Genomic DNA, 15,489 nt, shown 5'->3' with positions numbered 1-15,489 from the left:
ACTAAACCGCGCCCAACCATTCAGGAGCATTCCCACAACCGCACGGGTGAAAAAAATCGTTCAGACCTTTATAGTGGCCGGTCTCCGTTTCACTTCAAGTAGCCGAGCCCCATGTCCGAGCCACGCAAGATTCTCGTTACCAGCGCCCTGCCCTATGCCAATGGTTCCATTCACCTTGGCCACATGCTTGAGTACATCCAGACCGACATGTGGGTGCGTTTTCAGAAGCACCGCGGCAATCAATGCATCTATGTCTGCGCGGACGACGCCCATGGCTCGGCAATCATGCTGCGCGCCGAAAAGGAAGGCATTACGCCAGAGCAACTGATCGCCAACGTCAAGGCCGAACACAGCGCCGACTTTGCCGACTTCCTGGTGGACTTCGATAATTTCCACTCGACGCACTCTGACGAGAACCGCGAACTGTCGAGCATGATCTACAAGCGTCTGCGCGATGCGGGTCATATCGCGACGCGCTCGGTTACCCAGTACTTCGACCCGGAAAAGAAAATGTTCCTGGCCGACCGCTTCATCAAGGGCACCTGCCCGAAATGCGCGGCCGAGGATCAGTACGGCGACAACTGTGAAAAGTGCGGTGCCACCTATGCCCCGACGGATCTGAAAGACCCCAAGTCGGCGATTTCCGGTGCCACGCCGGTGCTCAAGGACTCGAAGCACTTCTTCTTCGACCTTCCCGCATTCGACGCCATGCTCAAGAGCTGGACGCGCAGCGGCACCCTGCAGGACGCCGTTGCCAACAAGATCGCCGAATGGCTGGACAGTGGCCTGCAGCAGTGGGACATCTCCCGCGATGCGCCCTATTTCGGCTTTGAAATTCCCGACGAGCCAGGCAAATACTTCTACGTGTGGCTTGATGCGCCGATCGGCTACATGGCCAGCTTCAAGAACCTGTGTGCGCGTCGTCCAGACCTGGACTTCGATGCGTACTGGGGAAAGGGCGCGACCACCGAGCTCTATCACTTCATCGGCAAGGACATCGTCAACTTCCACGCGCTGTTCTGGCCTGCCATGCTGGAAGGCGCTGACTTGCGCACGCCGACCGGCATCAACGTCCACGGCTACCTGACCGTCAATGGCCAGAAAATGTCGAAATCGCGTGGCACCTTTATCAAGGCGCGCACCTACCTCGACCACCTGCCGCCCGAGTACCTGCGCTATTACTACGCATCCAAGCTGGGCCGTGGCGTCGACGACCTCGATCTGAACCTCGAAGACTTCGTGCAAAAGGTCAACTCCGACCTGATCGGCAAGGTTGTCAACATTGCCAGCCGTTGCGCCGGGTTCATTCACAAGGGCAACGCCGGTGTGATGGTCGAAGCCAATGCCGCGCCCGAGCTGACCGACGCGTTTCTGGCGGCTGCACCCAGCATTGCCGATGCCTACGAAGCCCGCGACTTCGCCCGCGCCATGCGCGAGACCATGGCCCTGGCGGACCGCGCCAATGCCTACATCGCGGAAAAAGCGCCATGGGCGCTGGCCAAACAGGAAGGCAGGCAGGATGAAGTCCAGGCCGTCTGTGCGCTGGGCATCAACCTGTTCCGCCAACTGGTGATTTTCCTCAAGCCGGTCCTGCCCAATCTGGCCGCCGATGCAGAAAAATTCCTCAACGTCGAACCACTGACCTGGGAAGACCACAAGATCTTGCTGACCAATCATCAGCTCAACCCTTTCTCGGCGCTGATGACCCGTATCGACCCGGTCAAGGTCGAGGCCATGGCCACTGCCTCCAAGGAAGACCTGACCGCTACCGACTCGTCGGCGGACACCGCGCCTGCCGGTAATGGCGAACTCGCCAAAGACCCGCTGTCGGCGGAAATCGACTTTGACGCCTTTGCCGCCATCGACCTGCGCGTCGCGCTGATTCTCAAGGCCGAACACGTGGAGGGTGCCGACAAGCTGCTGCGCCTGACTCTGGACATCGGCGACGAGCAGCGCAATGTCTTTTCCGGCATCAAGAGCGCATACCCGAACCCGTCCGAACTCGAAGGCCGTCTGACCATGATGATCGCCAACCTCAAGCCGCGAAAAATGCGTTTCGGCATTTCGCAGGGCATGGTGATGGCAGCAGGCCCCGGCGGTGAGGAGATCTATCTGCTCAGCCCCGACAGCGGTGCCAAGCCAGGCCAGCGCATCAAGTAAAAAAAGCAAGGCCCGGTATCCTGCCATCAGGCAGATACCGGGCCTTTACGCATTCGCAAGCTCCCTGATCTGTCCGATAATGCTGCTCTCCGGATAGACAGAACACCTGTTGGTCACCTGGCAAGACCATGACTGAATTGACTCGCCTGCTTCCCGACGTGGACCTCATCCGCAGTATCGACGCCCTTCTGCCGCAGACTCAGTGCGGCAAGTGCGGCCATCCCGGCTGCAAGCCCTACGCCGAAGGCATCGCTGGCGGCGAAGCCATCAACAAGTGCCCCCCGGGCGGCGAAGAAACGATAGTCCAGCTGGCCGAACTGCTGTCTGTTCCGGCCCTGACACTGGATATGCAACGCGGCACTGCACCTGCACAGGTTGCCTTCATTCGCGAAGCAGAGTGCATCGGGTGTACCAAATGTATTCAGGCCTGCCCCGTGGATGCCATTCTCGGCGCATCCAAGCTGATGCACACCGTGATCATCGATGAATGCACAGGCTGTGATCTGTGCGTTGCGCCGTGCCCGGTGGATTGTATTGAAATGCATCCGCTGCCACTGGCAACGGTCACGCCCATCGTCGGCGGTCTGGCCCCTACACCCGAGCTGCAGGAGGCGCGGCAGCGCAAGCGTAGTCATGCTCGAATGCGTTTCGAGGCACGAAATGCACGCCTGCACCGGGAGCAGCAAAAGCGGCTGGCAGAGCGCCTTGCGCGGTCGCAGCGCGTTGAATCCGCTCGGGACGTGTTGCCTCGATCCGCCGTGGCACTCGCCCGGGACGACAAGCCTGCCGGACCGGATGAGGCCTTGAAAAAAGCCCGAATTGCGCTGGCCATGAGCCGCGCGCAACTCAACAAGTCGCTCAAGGCGTTTGGTCACCCCCCCATTGCGGAGCAGGCCGCCAGGCTTGTGGAATTGCAGCGCGAATACGAAGCTGCCGAGCAGACACTTGCAGCACTTCTGCCACAACCCGCACAGGCTAATTCCGAGGAAAAGCTCCGCCCATGAATGCCGCAAAACGCCAGGAAATCTTTCGCAGGCTGCATGAGGACAATCCGGACCCAAAAACCGAATTGGCCTACACCACGCCTTTTGAACTGCTGATAGCCGTCATCCTTTCCGCCCAGGCCACCGACGTAAGCGTCAACAAGGCGACTGCCAGGCTTTACCCGGTAGCCAATACACCGCAGGCCATCTACGAACTGGGTGTAGAGGGGCTTTCCGAGTACATCAAGACAATCGGCCTCTACAACAGCAAAGCCAAAAACGTGATTGAAACCTGCCGCCTGCTGATGGAGCTGCACAACGGTGAAGTACCGCAAACCCGGGAAGCACTCGAGGCGCTGCCGGGCGTCGGGCGCAAAACCGCTAACGTGGTGCTCAACACCGCTTTCCGCCAGATCGCGATGGCGGTAGACACGCATATCTTCCGCGTCAGCAACCGCACAGGCATCGCGCCAGGCAAAAATGTAGTGGAGGTGGAAAGGCAACTGATGAAATTTGTGCCGAAAAACTACCTGCTCGACGCTCATCACTGGCTGATTCTGCACGGGCGCTACGTTTGCCAGGCCCGTAAACCGCGGTGCGGCAGTTGCCGTATAGAGGATCTGTGCGATTACAAGGCAAAAACATCCGACGATTGAGCCATACAGATCATTGCTGCCTTGCCGATTGAAAAAATCTTTTTTACCCACCTTTGGATTGTCGATATAAGAAGCGCCAGAGAGCACAAGCCCTGGAGTCGACTTCATGAGCACTGACAACGAACAACTGGACGTAGACGACGACCTCGTCTCCGTCGACACGGACGACACAGAACCAGTGACTGTCGAGCCGGCGAAGACCAACCTGAGCAAGCGACGCACCATCGACAACCTGCTTGAAGAGCGGCGTTTGCAGAAGCAGTTGGCTGATTACGACTTCGATTTCTAGACAGCCCTGAAATCGCACTGACTTGCTCGATCAGGGCATTTGAAGCCTCTCCAGAAGAGGCTTCAATACGTGATCAATACGGAAAATGAATGTTCGATAGCCGACCTGCACGACCGGGTATCAGCCACGCCCCCTTTTAAACAGTGCCTTATTCACACCAGCCCGTTACGCTGCGCGAGCTCGATCAGATCGACCAGAGAATGTGCGTTGAGCTTGAGCAACAAACGCGTTTTATAGGTGCTGACGGTCTTGTTGCTCAAAAACATGCCGTCTGCAATTTCCTTGTTGGTCTTGCCTCGGGCCAACTGCTGCAAAACCATCATCTCCCTGCCGGAAAGTCGGTCAACCATGTCCGACTCACTCGCGTTGCCCATACTGGAGCGAACAGTGTGCAACGCCTGGTTGGGAAAGTAGCTGTACCCTGACAGTACCGCCTTGATGGCACTTAGAAGCTCGGTCAGATCCTGCTGCTTGCAGACATAGCCGGCGGCCCCGGCCTGCATGCAGCGCATGGAGAAGTGGCCCGGCGCCTGAGAGGTGAGGATCAGAACCTTGAATGGCAACGTCATGGCTGACAGACGGGCGATTACCTCCAGCCCGTCGAGCTTGGGGATACCGATATCAAGAATGACGATATCCGGGAGGTGCTCACGCGCCAGTTGCAGCGCATCCACACCGTTGTCAGTCTCCGCGATGACCTCATAGCCATGACGCTCCATCAGCATGCGTACAGCAAGGCGAATGACGGGATGATCATCCACGATCAGCACTTTATTCATGGGCAGTCCATTTTTCGCTATTCGAATTTTCAGAGCCAGCACAATAACTTAGTCGTTTACTGCTTTGCATGGCGCTCACCCTTGTGGACTGACAGCCAAAGACCATTCCTACAATTACAGCAGAAACTTCCTACAATACTTGGCAGGAACGTACATTTTTTATTAATTCTCACAGAGCCTTCCTTTTCGGAACCTGGTGAATATTGTTGCTGATCGCCGCAGCACAAGCATCGCAGCATCAGTAGATAAATGCGTACAACAGGCGGCCGCCGAACGCTTACATTCAAAAATGTGACCCTGTTGCACCTGTTAACTGTATTGCCAAAGCATTCCTGCATCAGTGTCACGAACCGACTCGATACATGGCTTATCGCCAGCTACTTAAACCAATTCCCTTTAGCTGAGTCATTTAAAAAACAGGTCGATCCCCGCCCCCGGTAGCGCCCGACTGCTGTCACAGCCCATGGCTATCAGTCTGCCGCCCGGAAAGCGACACCTGCACATAACGCCCCTCTAGCAGGGCGACTGAAAGTCTCTGCATGCGGATGCCCTGCCCTGTACACACAGGTCCAAAGACCGCTGGATACATCCCACACGCTACATACGTAAACAAGGTTTAAAAATTACACATTATTTACAGAATTTCGTACAAATATTTATTTAAGGAAAACCCTCACAGAATGGCAAGAAAAATCCTACAAACAAACACACAACCTCAAAGTGCCACACCTCTACAAACCTATCATTGACATGGCTATATCTAACAAGGCCCATCCTTTCAGTGTCGCAAAATCTTACATACACCATAGCATAACCCTACATCATTCAAGACCATAATTAGCTCTTTCGACAAGTAGCAAATACCATTTTTTATTTCAAAGCCAGACACGTTCTTTCGAATAGGAAATGGACTACACGATTAGCAGACGCAACTTTACAACTCGTAAGACATTATAAAATTCACTCAATCAATTCATGCACCCCACCATTTTCCTCTTGCAAAATTTATTACCAGTCGTTACTTTTTTAACAGCAACTTTTATTAATTACTGCCTTTGAATACGCGCAGCTATATGACTTCCTGCTGCTGCGTACTGCACTTGCGCACTCCCTCAACGGTGCGTTCAAGCAGGCTTCATATAGTGCGCGGCCGGATGAAATAGCGCACTGGGTATCTAGCCGATCCGGCATCGCTGCTCTCTGGAAACGCTCAGGGCTCCTGGCAACTCTTTCGAGTAGGCCCTGTGTATAACCATGTTCAAAAGGGATGTACCATGAACACTAAATACGCTCGTACGCGGTCATCAATGCCCACCGCGTCTGATCTCACTACCGCAGTGGAAGCCTTTATTGCCCGTGGTGGTGTTATTGCAGTCATTCCAGAAGGAGAGACCGCTGAATTAGCCGCCCCGTCATCACCGCGTACAAAACGTGCGGCAGAACAGAGGCTTGAAGTCGCTGGTAAAGTGCAGCAACTGAGGTATCTGGCGGGCAAGGGGGCCGGTTTTACCGCGCTACAGTATTCATTGCGGATGAATAAAAGGGATGTTCGCCGACTGGCCACAGAACATGGCGTGACCATCAACCTCAGCCAGCCCTTGATTGTCCCACGCAGCGAGGCCCTTGATGACGTTACGGACATCGATGACGTCGTTGCAGGTCACGCCATGCACTACTCGGCATTGGGCTATACCGCGTCCGAGATTGCCCGGATACTCGATCTTAGCCTTCGCCAGGTACTCAGCATCGGCAAGGCATACCGGTTTGAATTCCGGTCACGACAGGAGAGCGACTGACCCTGAATAATTACGCAAAAAAACAAACAGCGTGCGATACGTTTCAGCTGGCCGATGGAAAACGCTGTTATTCCCTGCCCTGAACTTCTACAGCTACTGTAGGAAAACACCAAAACAAATACGCACTTTACCAGTGATCACTGTAAGAAGATTTTCAAAGACTAAATACTTGATGCTTCTGGCGAAGGCTGCACGCTGAAATGCATGGTAAAACAGGCATTGCTCTCCAGGTGTACGGCTACCTTGCATAGCACATATACCCTGCCTATCAACCACGATGACTTCACTGCCTCGACGTCTTTTTACATGACGCCTGGAAAGAATGACCCTGTCGATAGTATTTGAAGTGCAGCCCTGAACGGGCTGCACTTGTCTAACAACTTGCTGTATCAGAACAGCTTGCGGCCCTTGTTGGCTGCAATCCGCATGCGCAATGCGTTGAGCTTGATGAAGCCCGCTGCATCGGCCTGATCGTAGGCACCTGCGTCATCTTCGAACGTCGCAATGTTGGCGTCGAACAGCGAATCATCCGACTTGCGGCCGGTGACGATCACATTGCCCTTGTACAACTTCAGACGCACAACGCCATTCACGTGAGCCTGGGACGCGTCGATCATCTGTTGCAGCATCAGACGCTCCGGGCTCCACCAGTAACCTGTGTAAATCAGGCTGGCATATTTGGCCATGAGTTCGTCCTTGAGGTGGGCGACTTCGCGGTCCAGAGTGATCGATTCGATGGCGCGGTGAGCACGCAGCATGATGGTGCCACCCGGCGTCTCGTAGCAGCCACGGGACTTCATGCCCACATAACGGTTTTCAACGATATCCAGACGGCCGATACCGTTTTCGCCACCGATGCGGTTGAGGGTCGCGAGCACAGTGGCCGGAGTCATTTCGACGCCGTCCAGCGCAATGATATCGCCATTGCGATAGGTAAGCTCAAGGTAGGTCGCAACGTTTGGCGCGTCCTCGGGGGACTTGGTCCAGCGCCACATGTCTTCTTCGTGCTCGGTCCAGGTGTCTTCCAGCACGCCGCCTTCATAAGAGATGTGCAGCAGGTTGGCGTCCATGGAGTACGGAGATTTCTTCTTGCCGTGACGCTCGATGGGAATGTTGTGCTTTTCGGCGTAGTCCATCAGCTTCTCGCGCGACAGCAGATCCCATTCGCGCCACGGAGCGATGACCTTGACGCCTGGCTTGAGCGCATAGGCACCCAGCTCGAAACGTACCTGGTCGTTACCTTTGCCGGTTGCACCGTGGGAAATGGCGTCAGCGCCGGTTTCGTTGGCGATCTCGATCAGACGCTTGGCGATCAACGGACGGGCGATGGAGGTACCCAGCAGGTACTCGCCTTCATAGACGGTGTTGGCACGGAACATCGGGAAGACGAAATCGCGCACGAACTCTTCGCGCAGGTCATCGATGTAGATTTCTTTCACGCCCATGGCCTGCGCCTTGGCGCGTGCCGGCTCGACTTCTTCACCCTGACCCAGGTCAGCGGTAAAGGTCACCACTTCGCAGTTGTACGTATCTTGCAGCCACTTGAGGATTACCGAAGTATCCAGACCACCGGAATACGCGAGAACTACCTTGTTTACGTCCGCCATGCCATCACTCCACCGGGTTGTACGGAAAACCGCTGATTCTACCGTTCAAACCGGCAAATTTACAGGGGCGCGACAGCTTGTGACGACAAGGCGACGTCTGACAGATGTTTTTTACAGGCTTTAAGAAGTGTGCGCTGCGCTGGCAGACGCAACCGGCACCGGGCGCTCATCGGGCGCAACACGCTCAAGGTGCACGTTCACACGACGGTTGCGCGCACGGTTGGCTTCATTGGTGTTGGGCGCCAGCGGGTAGCGCTCGCCATGAAAGCGCAGGGTGATTTGCTGCTCGGGTATGCCTTGAGCCTTGAAATAATCCATGACCGCCAGCGCGCGACGGCGGGACAGGTCACGGTTGGTCAGGCGATTGCCGCTGTTATCCGAATGACCGTCCAGCTCGATACGGTTCACGGTCGGGTCGGCCTTCAAATAGGCGACCATATTGTCCAGACGCGCCTTGGCACGCGCATCCAGCTCGATACCGCCGCCAGGGAAACCCACTTCAGCCTGTTTGATCTGATCGAAGTTCATCGGCAGCAGCTTGGCAGTGCATGCCTGGTAATCGCTGAATGCCTTGCTGAACTTGACCGGCAGCAGACGCACTTCCATCTGGCCGCCGTCGCGGGTGTAGTGGCGAATGAGCGGACTGCGCCCGTCCATCAGACCACTGATCAGACGTCCGGCCTGAGCCTGAGAGGTATTGAAGGGAATATCGCCATTGCTGACGCGCACCGATCCCAGGTTGATATCGCCACGTCCCGGCTGCCAGGGCGCCGCAGCGGCCAGCAGCGTCGCAGAGCCATTACCGAGCATGTTGTATGAAGCCTTTAGGCGAAACGTCGCCTGCTCGCCCGCGCGGCGCACGAACTCACCGGCACCGAAGTCGGTGATCGGCTGAGTCAGGCGGCACTCGAACTGATCGCCTTCGACCTTCCACTCAATGCTCTCCAGACGCGTCTGGAAACTGATAGCCATCGCCGGGAGGCTGGCAAACATGCTGAGCAGGGCTAAATATCGCTGGCGCACGGGAGGCTCCACTGGAAATGAACGCGAAACAGAAAATTACCGACTGACAAGGGAGCTATCGGTAACTTCATGCAAAACTTGATAGCGGATGCCTGAGAGAGTCTTTTCCGGTAGCATTCCCAGCGAGTTTGACCCGCCTGGAATCCCCAATGTCTGACCGCCTGACCCTCCTGCGTCCCGACGACTGGCATATTCACCTCCGTGACGGAGCTGTCTTGCCTCATACCGTTGCTGACGTAGCGCGAACTTTTGGCCGCGCAATCATCATGCCCAACCTCGTGCCTCCGGTACGCAACGCGCAGCAAGCCGATGCCTATCGCCAGCGCATTCTGGCTGCACGCCCGGCCAGCAGCCGCTTCGAGCCGTTGATGGTGCTGTACCTCACCGACCAGACCACGCCCGACGACATCCGCACCGCCAAGGCCAGTGGCTTCGTGTACGCGGCCAAGCTGTATCCGGCCGGCGCGACCACCAACTCCGATTCCGGTGTCACCAGCATCGACAAGATCTTCCCTGCCCTCGAAGCCATGGCCGAAGTCGGCATGCTGCTGCTGGTGCACGGGGAAGTGACACGTGGCGAAATCGACGTATTCGATCGCGAGAAGGTCTTCATCGATGAGCACCTGCGTCGTGTAGTCGAGCGCTTCCCGACCCTGAAAGTGGTGTTCGAACACATCACCACCGGTGAAGCGGTGCAGTTCGTCAATGAAGCTTCAGCCAATGTCGCGGCGACCATCACCGCGCATCACCTGCTCTACAACCGTAATCACATGCTGGTCGGCGGGATTCGTCCGCACTTCTATTGCCTGCCGATCCTCAAGCGCAATACGCATCAGACGGCCCTGCTCGACGCGGCCACCAGCGGCAGCGGCAAGTTCTTCCTGGGCACCGACTCTGCGCCGCATGCCCAGCATGCCAAGGAAAACGCGTGCGGTTGCGCCGGGTGCTACACCGCCTACGCAGCCATCGAACTGTATGCAGAAGCTTTCGAGCAGCGTAACGCTCTGGACAAGCTGGAAGGCTTCGCCAGCCTTCACGGTCCGGCGTTCTACGGCTTGCCCGCCAATCAGGACACCATCACGCTGGTGCGTGACGAGTGGACCGCCCCTGCCAGCCTGCCGTTCGGCGAGTTGACTGTTATCCCGCTGCGCGCTGGTGAAACACTGCGCTGGCGTCTGGAGGAACACGCGTGAGTGAAGATAATTTTGACGACGAACACGAAGGCCACGGCGGTGGCGGCGGTTCCCGTCACCCGATGGCGGCGCGCTTTCGCGGCTACCTGCCAGTGGTCGTCGACGTAGAAACCGGCGGATTTAATTCAGCCACCGATGCCTTGCTGGAAATCGCTGCGGTGACTATCGGCATGGATGAAAGAGGCTTCGTGTTCCCGGAACACACCTATTTCTTCCGCGTAGAACCGTTCGAAGGTGCCAACATCGAAGCGGCGGCGCTGGAGTTCACCGGCATCAAGCTCGATCACCCGCTGCGCATGGCAGTTAGCGAAGAAACCGCGATGAACGACATCTTTCGCGGCGTGCGCAAGGCCCTCAAGGCCAATGGCTGCAAACGCGCGGTGCTGGTCGGGCACAACGCCAGCTTCGACCTCGGCTTCGTCAATGCCGCCGTCGCGCGGATGGACATGAAGCGCAACCCGTTTCACCCGTTCTCCAGCTTCGACACCGCCACCCTCGCCGGCCTGGCTTATGGTCAGACGGTGCTGGCAAAGGCCTGTCAGGCTGCCGGCATCGACTTCGACGGGCGCGAGGCACACTCGGCCCGTTACGACACCGAGAAGACGGCAGAGCTGTTCTGCGGCATCGTCAATCGCTGGAAAGAAATGGGCGGTTGGGAAGATTTCGACGACTGAGGACGTTACGTCTGTGAATGGACCGGCCTTGTGCCGGTTTTTTCATGCCTGCAGCGGGACGATTCAGAGGGCATACCCAAGAAGCGTTTCCTGCGAAAGCAACCGCTCATCGCTCGATCTGAATACAACCCAAAACAGTTTTGACAAGCATTCTCATTAACATTAAGCTCCTCGGCACCAAGCAATAAACCAGCGACGGTCCATAGCTTATGTATGTTTGCCTCTGCCAAGGTGTCACCGACGGTCAAATCCGGGATGCAATTCTGGAAGGCTGCTGCAGTTATCGTGAAGTCCGTGAAACACTCGGCGTTGCGAGTAAATGTGGGAAATGCGCCTGCCTGGCAAAGGAAGTGGTGCGTGATACGCTGACCGAGCTGCAAACCAGCCATGCATTGCTGGCCTATCCGGCAAAATTTTCAGCTGCCTGAACCCCCTCTTTTAAAGAACCGGACACCACGTCCGGTTTTTTTATGCCTGTAATTCAAGCGCTTAGCGTCAAGATGCGGAACTCAAACATTCTTATTCCTATTTAATTTCACTTATTATTCAACAACTTAGGTTTGACAGGCGTTTAAGCGCAGCTCACACTCGGCACTTATATACACAAGCCACCGGCAGGACCTCGAACATGAAAGGCGACATTACCGTCATCCAGCATCTCAACAAGATCCTCGGGAACGAGCTGGTCGCTATCAATCAGTATTTCCTGCATGCGCGCATGTACGAAGACTGGGGTCTGAAAAAGCTGGGTGGCCACGAATATAAAGAGTCCATCCATGCGATGAAGTACGCTGACAAGCTGATCAAGCGCACATTGTTTCTGGAAGGGCTGCCCAACCTGCAGGACTTGGGCAAGATTCTCATCGGTGAGCACACCAAGGAAATGCTGGAGTGCGACCTGAAGATCGAGCAAAAAGGTCTGGCCGATCTGAAAGCCGCGATCGCTCACTTTGAGACAGTCGGTGACTTCGGCAGCCGTGAGTTGCTGGAAGACATCCTTGAGCCCAAGGAAGAGCAAATCGACTGGCTGGAGACTCAGTTGGGTCTGATCGTCAAGGTCGGTATCGAGAACTACCTGCAGTCGCAGATGGGTGACTGATTCCCCCATCGCGCCACAATGAAAAAGCCCGCCTCAATCGAGAGCGGGCTTTTTCTTGTGCGTAAAACCTTGCTGGAGCGTAGGAGGCGATAATCGCGACTATCGTGCGACGCTCTGCGCGAGGCTTTACTCGGCCTTGGCGGCGGATGCTTCCTTGACCAACGTCTGCAGCGAACCGTCAGCCATCATCTCGGTGATGATGTCGCTACCACCGACCAGCTCACCGGCAACCCACAGTTGCGGGAAAGTCGGCCAGTTGGCGTACTTTGGCAGGTTGGCGCGGATTTCAGGGTTTTGCAGAATGTCGACGTAGGCAAACTTTTCGCCACACGCCATCAATGCCTGGGAAGCCTTGGCCGAAAAGCCGCATTGCGGAGCGTTCGGAGCGCCTTTCATGTAAAGCAGAATGGTGTTGTTGGCAATCTGCTCTTTGATCGTTTCGATGATATCCATGGAGCACCTCGGCTGAAATATCCGACTCAGTTGTCGGCACGGTGGCGCATTGTAACGAAATCCCGAGCATGACGCTCTGTCTTGAGGCTTAACACGCCACGACCTGCACCGGTACGCCGTTCAACGCCGCGTTGCCGGACAGCGCGTCGAGTTGCCGTTCGTCGGTCAGGTCATTGGCACTGACGCCGGGCAGGCTCTGCGCGATCGCCATTTTTACTCCTGCACGTGAATGCCCCCAACCGTGCGGCAGGCTGACCACCCCCGGCATCATGTCCAGACTGCCCAGCACCTGAACCTCGATCATCCCGACCCGGGAGCTGACCCGGACCTGCTGGCCGTCACTCAGACCACGGCACGCGAGATCGTCAGGATGCATCAACAGTTGATGCCGGGGTTTGCCCTTCACCAGCCGATGGTAGTTGTGCATCCATGAGTTGTTACTGCGCACATGCCTGCGGCCAATCAGCAGCAACTCACCGGCCTGGGGAGCAGGCTCGGCTGCAAAGCGCGCCAGGTCAGCCATGATCACCTCAGGTGCGGCCTGAATGCGCCCATTGGCGGTCTTCAGACGCTGTGCAAGATTAGCCTTCAAAGCCCCCAGATCAAGACCGTGCGGATGACTGTCCAGTGTCTCCAGTGACAGCTTATGGGGTGATGCGTCGCCATAGAGACCTGCACGCAGCCCGCGATCGATCATCTGCGCAGGCGGCAACGTGGGTTTCAGCGCCCGCTCGGCCTTGGCGACAAAGGCGCTGGCCAGCCCGACGAAAATCTCCCAGTCGTGCAGCGCACCTTCGGGCTTGTCGAAAATGGCCCGATTGAAGCGCGTAACGTTACGCACTGCCAGGGTGTTGAAGGTGGTGTCGTAGTGATCATTTTCCAGTGCCGAGGTGGACGGCAGGATCAAGTCGGCGTGGCGAGTGGTCTCGTTGATGTAAAGATCGATGCTGAGCATGAACTCAAGCCCTTCGAGCGCCTGCTCCAGCTGACGGCCGTTCGGCGTCGACAGAACCGGGTTACCGGCAACGGTCACCAACGCGCGAACCTGCCCTTCCCCGTCCACAAGCATTTCCTCGGCGAGCGCCGAAACCGGCAACTCGCCGCCATACTCCGGCAGGCCGGACACCCTGCTTTGCCACAGATTGAAATGACCGCCGGATGTCGAGCTGACGAGGTCGACGGCGGGCTCTGTACACAGCGCGCCACCTACACGGTCCAGGTTGCCAGTCACCAGATTGATCAGTTGTGCCAGCCAATGGCACAGCGTGCCGAAGGTCTGAGTCGACACGCCCATTCGCCCATAGCACACCGCCTTGTCAGCGGCCGCGAAGTCCCGCGCCAGTTGCCGGATCTGCTCGGCAGCAATACCGCAGCGCGGGCTCATGGCCTCTGCAGTGAAGCCGGCAATGGCATGGCGTACCTGCTCCAGACCGTCGACGGGCAAATGGCTCTCGCGGGTCAGCCCCTCCTCGAACAGCGTATTGAGCAGCCCGAACAGCAACGCCGCATCACCGCCCGGGCGTACGAACAGATGCTGGTCAGCGATGGCAGCCGTCTCACTGCGGCGCGGGTCGATGACCACCAGTTTGCCGCCGCGCTGCTGGATTGCTTTCAGACGCTTTTCGACATCCGGTACCGTCATGATGCTGCCATTGGAGGCCAACGGATTACCGCCGAGAATCAGCATGAAGTCGGTGTGATCAATATCCGGAATCGGCAACAGCATGCCGTGGCCATACATCAGGAAACTGGTGAGGTGATGCGGCAACTGATCGACCGACGTCGCCGAAAAACGATTGCGGGTCTTGAGCAGGCCGAGAAAGTAATTGCTGTGCGTCATCAACCCGTAGTTATGCACGCTGGGGTTGCCCTGATAGACCGCCACCGCGTTTTGCCCATGGCGCTGCTGAATGGCGTAAAGCCGCTCCGCCACCAGATCGAACGCCTGCTGCCAGGCAATCGGCTGCCATTGATCACCGCTGCGCAGCATCGGCTGTCGCAAGCGATCAGGGTCGTTCTGGATGTCCTGCAGCGCAACCGCCTTGGGGCAGATATGACCGCGGCTGAACGTGTCCAGCGGGTCGCCCTTGATCGAGGTAATACGCGGCGCAGAATCCGCCTCCACGACGGTCTCGATCACAAGACCGCAAATGGCCTCGCACAGGTGGCAGGCTCGGTAGTGTTCAGTCCGGGTCATCACAGCCTCAGATCTTGTCATGGCAATCCGGTTGATTGCCGAACACTCACTATGCTGCCTTGCCATGCCCCGCGCCACTGATGTTCGGCCCGTGAATCGAGGGGCATCAGGCGCGCGGATGAGTTGGCCGAATCAACCGCCGATAGGCGTCACGACCTTGCGCTGTTGCTGGATTTCAGCCACGGTTTCGACCTGTTCCTGCGCCAGGTGGACGCCGGTCAGATCGCCGATCAAGCGCCAGTGCTCGTCGAGGCCTGAGCTGATGGTGGCCATGCGATCAATCATGCGCCGCCCCGCGGTACGCGTGACTTCGTCCTCGCTTCGCAGCAGTTCGAAAGACATCGAGGTCATCGAGGCTGTCAGATGGGTAAGCGTGCGGGCGGTGAGCCCGAGCAACTCCGTTAATTGATGCTCTTTTGAGTCCATTCCCCCACCCCTTGATTAGTAATGTATCGGCAACGATTTATAACCCACGCCCGAGATTAAAGAAACGGTCCCTGTTTCAAGCCCGTGAGGCGCATCCCATCAGGCGACGGCCGCGCAAACGTGGACTGTTACAGGATTGGTACTAATTGCCAAG

Annotated in this window: 15 protein-coding genes; 9 read left to right on the top strand and 6 right to left on the bottom strand. The window is 57.0% G+C overall.

All coding sequences use genetic code 11. The features are described from left to right. Positions 1–111: 111 nt before the first annotated feature. The 4 genes from metG to JOE29_RS05480 all read left to right on the top strand — a co-directional run bounded on the left by metG (position 112) and on the right by JOE29_RS05480 (position 4,088). Positions 112–2,160: a methionine--tRNA ligase gene (gene metG, locus JOE29_RS05495; RefSeq protein WP_198703587.1), complete on the top strand. Its 2,049-nt coding sequence runs from the start codon at positions 112–114 to the stop codon at positions 2,158–2,160. 128 nt (positions 2,161–2,288) lie between these two features. Further along, on the top strand, positions 2,289–3,164 hold the full coding sequence (rsxB, locus tag JOE29_RS05490) for an electron transport complex subunit RsxB (RefSeq protein WP_210078954.1): 876 nt from the start codon (positions 2,289–2,291) through the stop codon (positions 3,162–3,164). Then, positions 3,161–3,799, top strand: a complete 639-nt coding sequence (gene nth / locus JOE29_RS05485; RefSeq protein ID WP_044312066.1) for an endonuclease III — start codon at positions 3,161–3,163, stop codon at positions 3,797–3,799. Before rsxB ends, nth begins: the two co-directional genes overlap by 4 nt. A 106-nt stretch (positions 3,800–3,905) precedes the next feature. Next, complete coding sequence (locus JOE29_RS05480; protein ID WP_003363588.1) at positions 3,906–4,088, top strand: hypothetical protein; 183 nt, start codon at positions 3,906–3,908, stop codon at positions 4,086–4,088. Positions 4,089–4,240: 152 nt separating this feature from the next. On the opposite strand, the gene JOE29_RS05475 is transcribed toward JOE29_RS05480, so the two are convergent. Further along, a complete protein-coding gene (locus JOE29_RS05475) occupies positions 4,241–4,867 on the bottom strand; it encodes a response regulator transcription factor (RefSeq protein ID WP_002554843.1) in 627 nt (208 codons plus the stop codon). Between the two features lie 1,274 nt (positions 4,868–6,141). Here JOE29_RS05475 and JOE29_RS05470 point away from each other — a divergent pair. After that, positions 6,142–6,663: a hypothetical protein gene (locus tag JOE29_RS05470; protein ID WP_210078953.1), complete on the top strand. Its 522-nt coding sequence runs from the start codon at positions 6,142–6,144 to the stop codon at positions 6,661–6,663. A gap of 389 nt (positions 6,664–7,052) precedes the next feature. On the opposite strand, the gene JOE29_RS05465 is transcribed toward JOE29_RS05470, so the two are convergent. Both JOE29_RS05465 and JOE29_RS05460 read right to left on the bottom strand, forming a co-directional pair. After that, positions 7,053–8,270, bottom strand: coding sequence for an argininosuccinate synthase (locus tag JOE29_RS05465; protein WP_044312067.1), 1,218 nt, complete (start codon positions 8,268–8,270; stop codon positions 7,053–7,055). Positions 8,271–8,390: 120 nt separating this feature from the next. Beyond that, entirely contained in the window at positions 8,391–9,293 is a 903-nt protein-coding gene (locus JOE29_RS05460) for an OmpA family protein (protein WP_003412907.1), read from the bottom strand. 149 nt (positions 9,294–9,442) lie between these two features. On the opposite strand from JOE29_RS05460, the gene pyrC reads away from it, so the two are divergent. From pyrC to bfr, 4 genes are all read left to right on the top strand, one after another. Then, positions 9,443–10,486 (top strand): dihydroorotase, encoded by a 1,044-nt coding sequence (gene pyrC, locus JOE29_RS05455; RefSeq protein WP_003428805.1) that lies wholly within the window; start codon positions 9,443–9,445, stop codon positions 10,484–10,486. Next, positions 10,483–11,160 (top strand): ribonuclease T, encoded by a 678-nt coding sequence (gene rnt / locus JOE29_RS05450; protein WP_044312068.1) that lies wholly within the window; start codon positions 10,483–10,485, stop codon positions 11,158–11,160. Before pyrC ends, rnt begins: the two co-directional genes overlap by 4 nt. A gap of 209 nt (positions 11,161–11,369) precedes the next feature. Beyond that, positions 11,370–11,588, top strand: a complete 219-nt coding sequence (locus JOE29_RS05445; RefSeq protein WP_003350768.1) for a bacterioferritin-associated ferredoxin — start codon at positions 11,370–11,372, stop codon at positions 11,586–11,588. 200 nt (positions 11,589–11,788) lie between these two features. Beyond that, on the top strand, positions 11,789–12,259 hold the full coding sequence (gene bfr, locus JOE29_RS05440; RefSeq protein WP_002554851.1) for a bacterioferritin: 471 nt from the start codon (positions 11,789–11,791) through the stop codon (positions 12,257–12,259). A 126-nt stretch (positions 12,260–12,385) separates the two neighbouring features. Here the strand turns inward: bfr and grxD are convergent, their stop codons facing one another. The 3 genes from grxD to JOE29_RS05425 all read right to left on the bottom strand — a co-directional run bounded on the left by grxD (position 12,386) and on the right by JOE29_RS05425 (position 15,335). Continuing rightward, entirely contained in the window at positions 12,386–12,712 is a 327-nt protein-coding gene (gene grxD, locus JOE29_RS05435) for a Grx4 family monothiol glutaredoxin (protein WP_002554852.1), read from the bottom strand. Between the two features lie 88 nt (positions 12,713–12,800). Beyond that, positions 12,801–14,909, bottom strand: coding sequence for a molybdopterin oxidoreductase family protein (locus tag JOE29_RS05430; RefSeq protein WP_210078951.1), 2,109 nt, complete (start codon positions 14,907–14,909; stop codon positions 12,801–12,803). A gap of 132 nt (positions 14,910–15,041) precedes the next feature. After that, a complete protein-coding gene (locus JOE29_RS05425; RefSeq protein WP_003428809.1) occupies positions 15,042–15,335 on the bottom strand; it encodes a hypothetical protein in 294 nt (97 codons plus the stop codon). Between the last annotated feature and the right edge of the window lie 154 nt (positions 15,336–15,489).

Origin of the sequence: Pseudomonas sp. PvP009, assembly GCF_017832995.1 — a bacterium.
Classification (GTDB): domain Bacteria; phylum Pseudomonadota; class Gammaproteobacteria; order Pseudomonadales; family Pseudomonadaceae; genus Aquipseudomonas; species Aquipseudomonas syringae.
Note: the sequence above shows the minus strand (reverse complement) of the source record. Positions and strands in the feature narration are given on the sequence as shown.

Bases quoted from the DNA above. Each gene is read 5' to 3' on its own strand.
- metG (WP_198703587.1), top strand. From the start codon at position 112: ATGTCCGAGCCACGCAAGATTCTCGTTACCAGCGCCCTGCCCTATGCC.
- rsxB (WP_210078954.1), top strand. From the start codon at position 2,289: ATGACTGAATTGACTCGCCTGCTTCCCGACGTGGACCTCATCCGCAGT.
- nth (WP_044312066.1), top strand. From the start codon at position 3,161: ATGAATGCCGCAAAACGCCAGGAAATCTTTCGCAGGCTGCATGAGGAC.
- JOE29_RS05480 (WP_003363588.1), top strand. From the start codon at position 3,906: ATGAGCACTGACAACGAACAACTGGACGTAGACGACGACCTCGTCTCC.
- JOE29_RS05475 (WP_002554843.1), bottom strand. From the start codon at position 4,867: ATGAATAAAGTGCTGATCGTGGATGATCATCCCGTCATTCGCCTTGCT.
- JOE29_RS05470 (WP_210078953.1), top strand. From the start codon at position 6,142: ATGAACACTAAATACGCTCGTACGCGGTCATCAATGCCCACCGCGTCT.
- JOE29_RS05465 (WP_044312067.1), bottom strand. From the start codon at position 8,270: ATGGCGGACGTAAACAAGGTAGTTCTCGCGTATTCCGGTGGTCTGGAT.
- pyrC (WP_003428805.1), top strand. From the start codon at position 9,443: ATGTCTGACCGCCTGACCCTCCTGCGTCCCGACGACTGGCATATTCAC.
- JOE29_RS05445 (WP_003350768.1), top strand. From the start codon at position 11,370: ATGTATGTTTGCCTCTGCCAAGGTGTCACCGACGGTCAAATCCGGGAT.
- bfr (WP_002554851.1), top strand. From the start codon at position 11,789: ATGAAAGGCGACATTACCGTCATCCAGCATCTCAACAAGATCCTCGGG.
- grxD (WP_002554852.1), bottom strand. From the start codon at position 12,712: ATGGATATCATCGAAACGATCAAAGAGCAGATTGCCAACAACACCATT.
- JOE29_RS05430 (WP_210078951.1), bottom strand. From the start codon at position 14,909: ATGACCCGGACTGAACACTACCGAGCCTGCCACCTGTGCGAGGCCATT.
- JOE29_RS05425 (WP_003428809.1), bottom strand. From the start codon at position 15,335: ATGGACTCAAAAGAGCATCAATTAACGGAGTTGCTCGGGCTCACCGCC.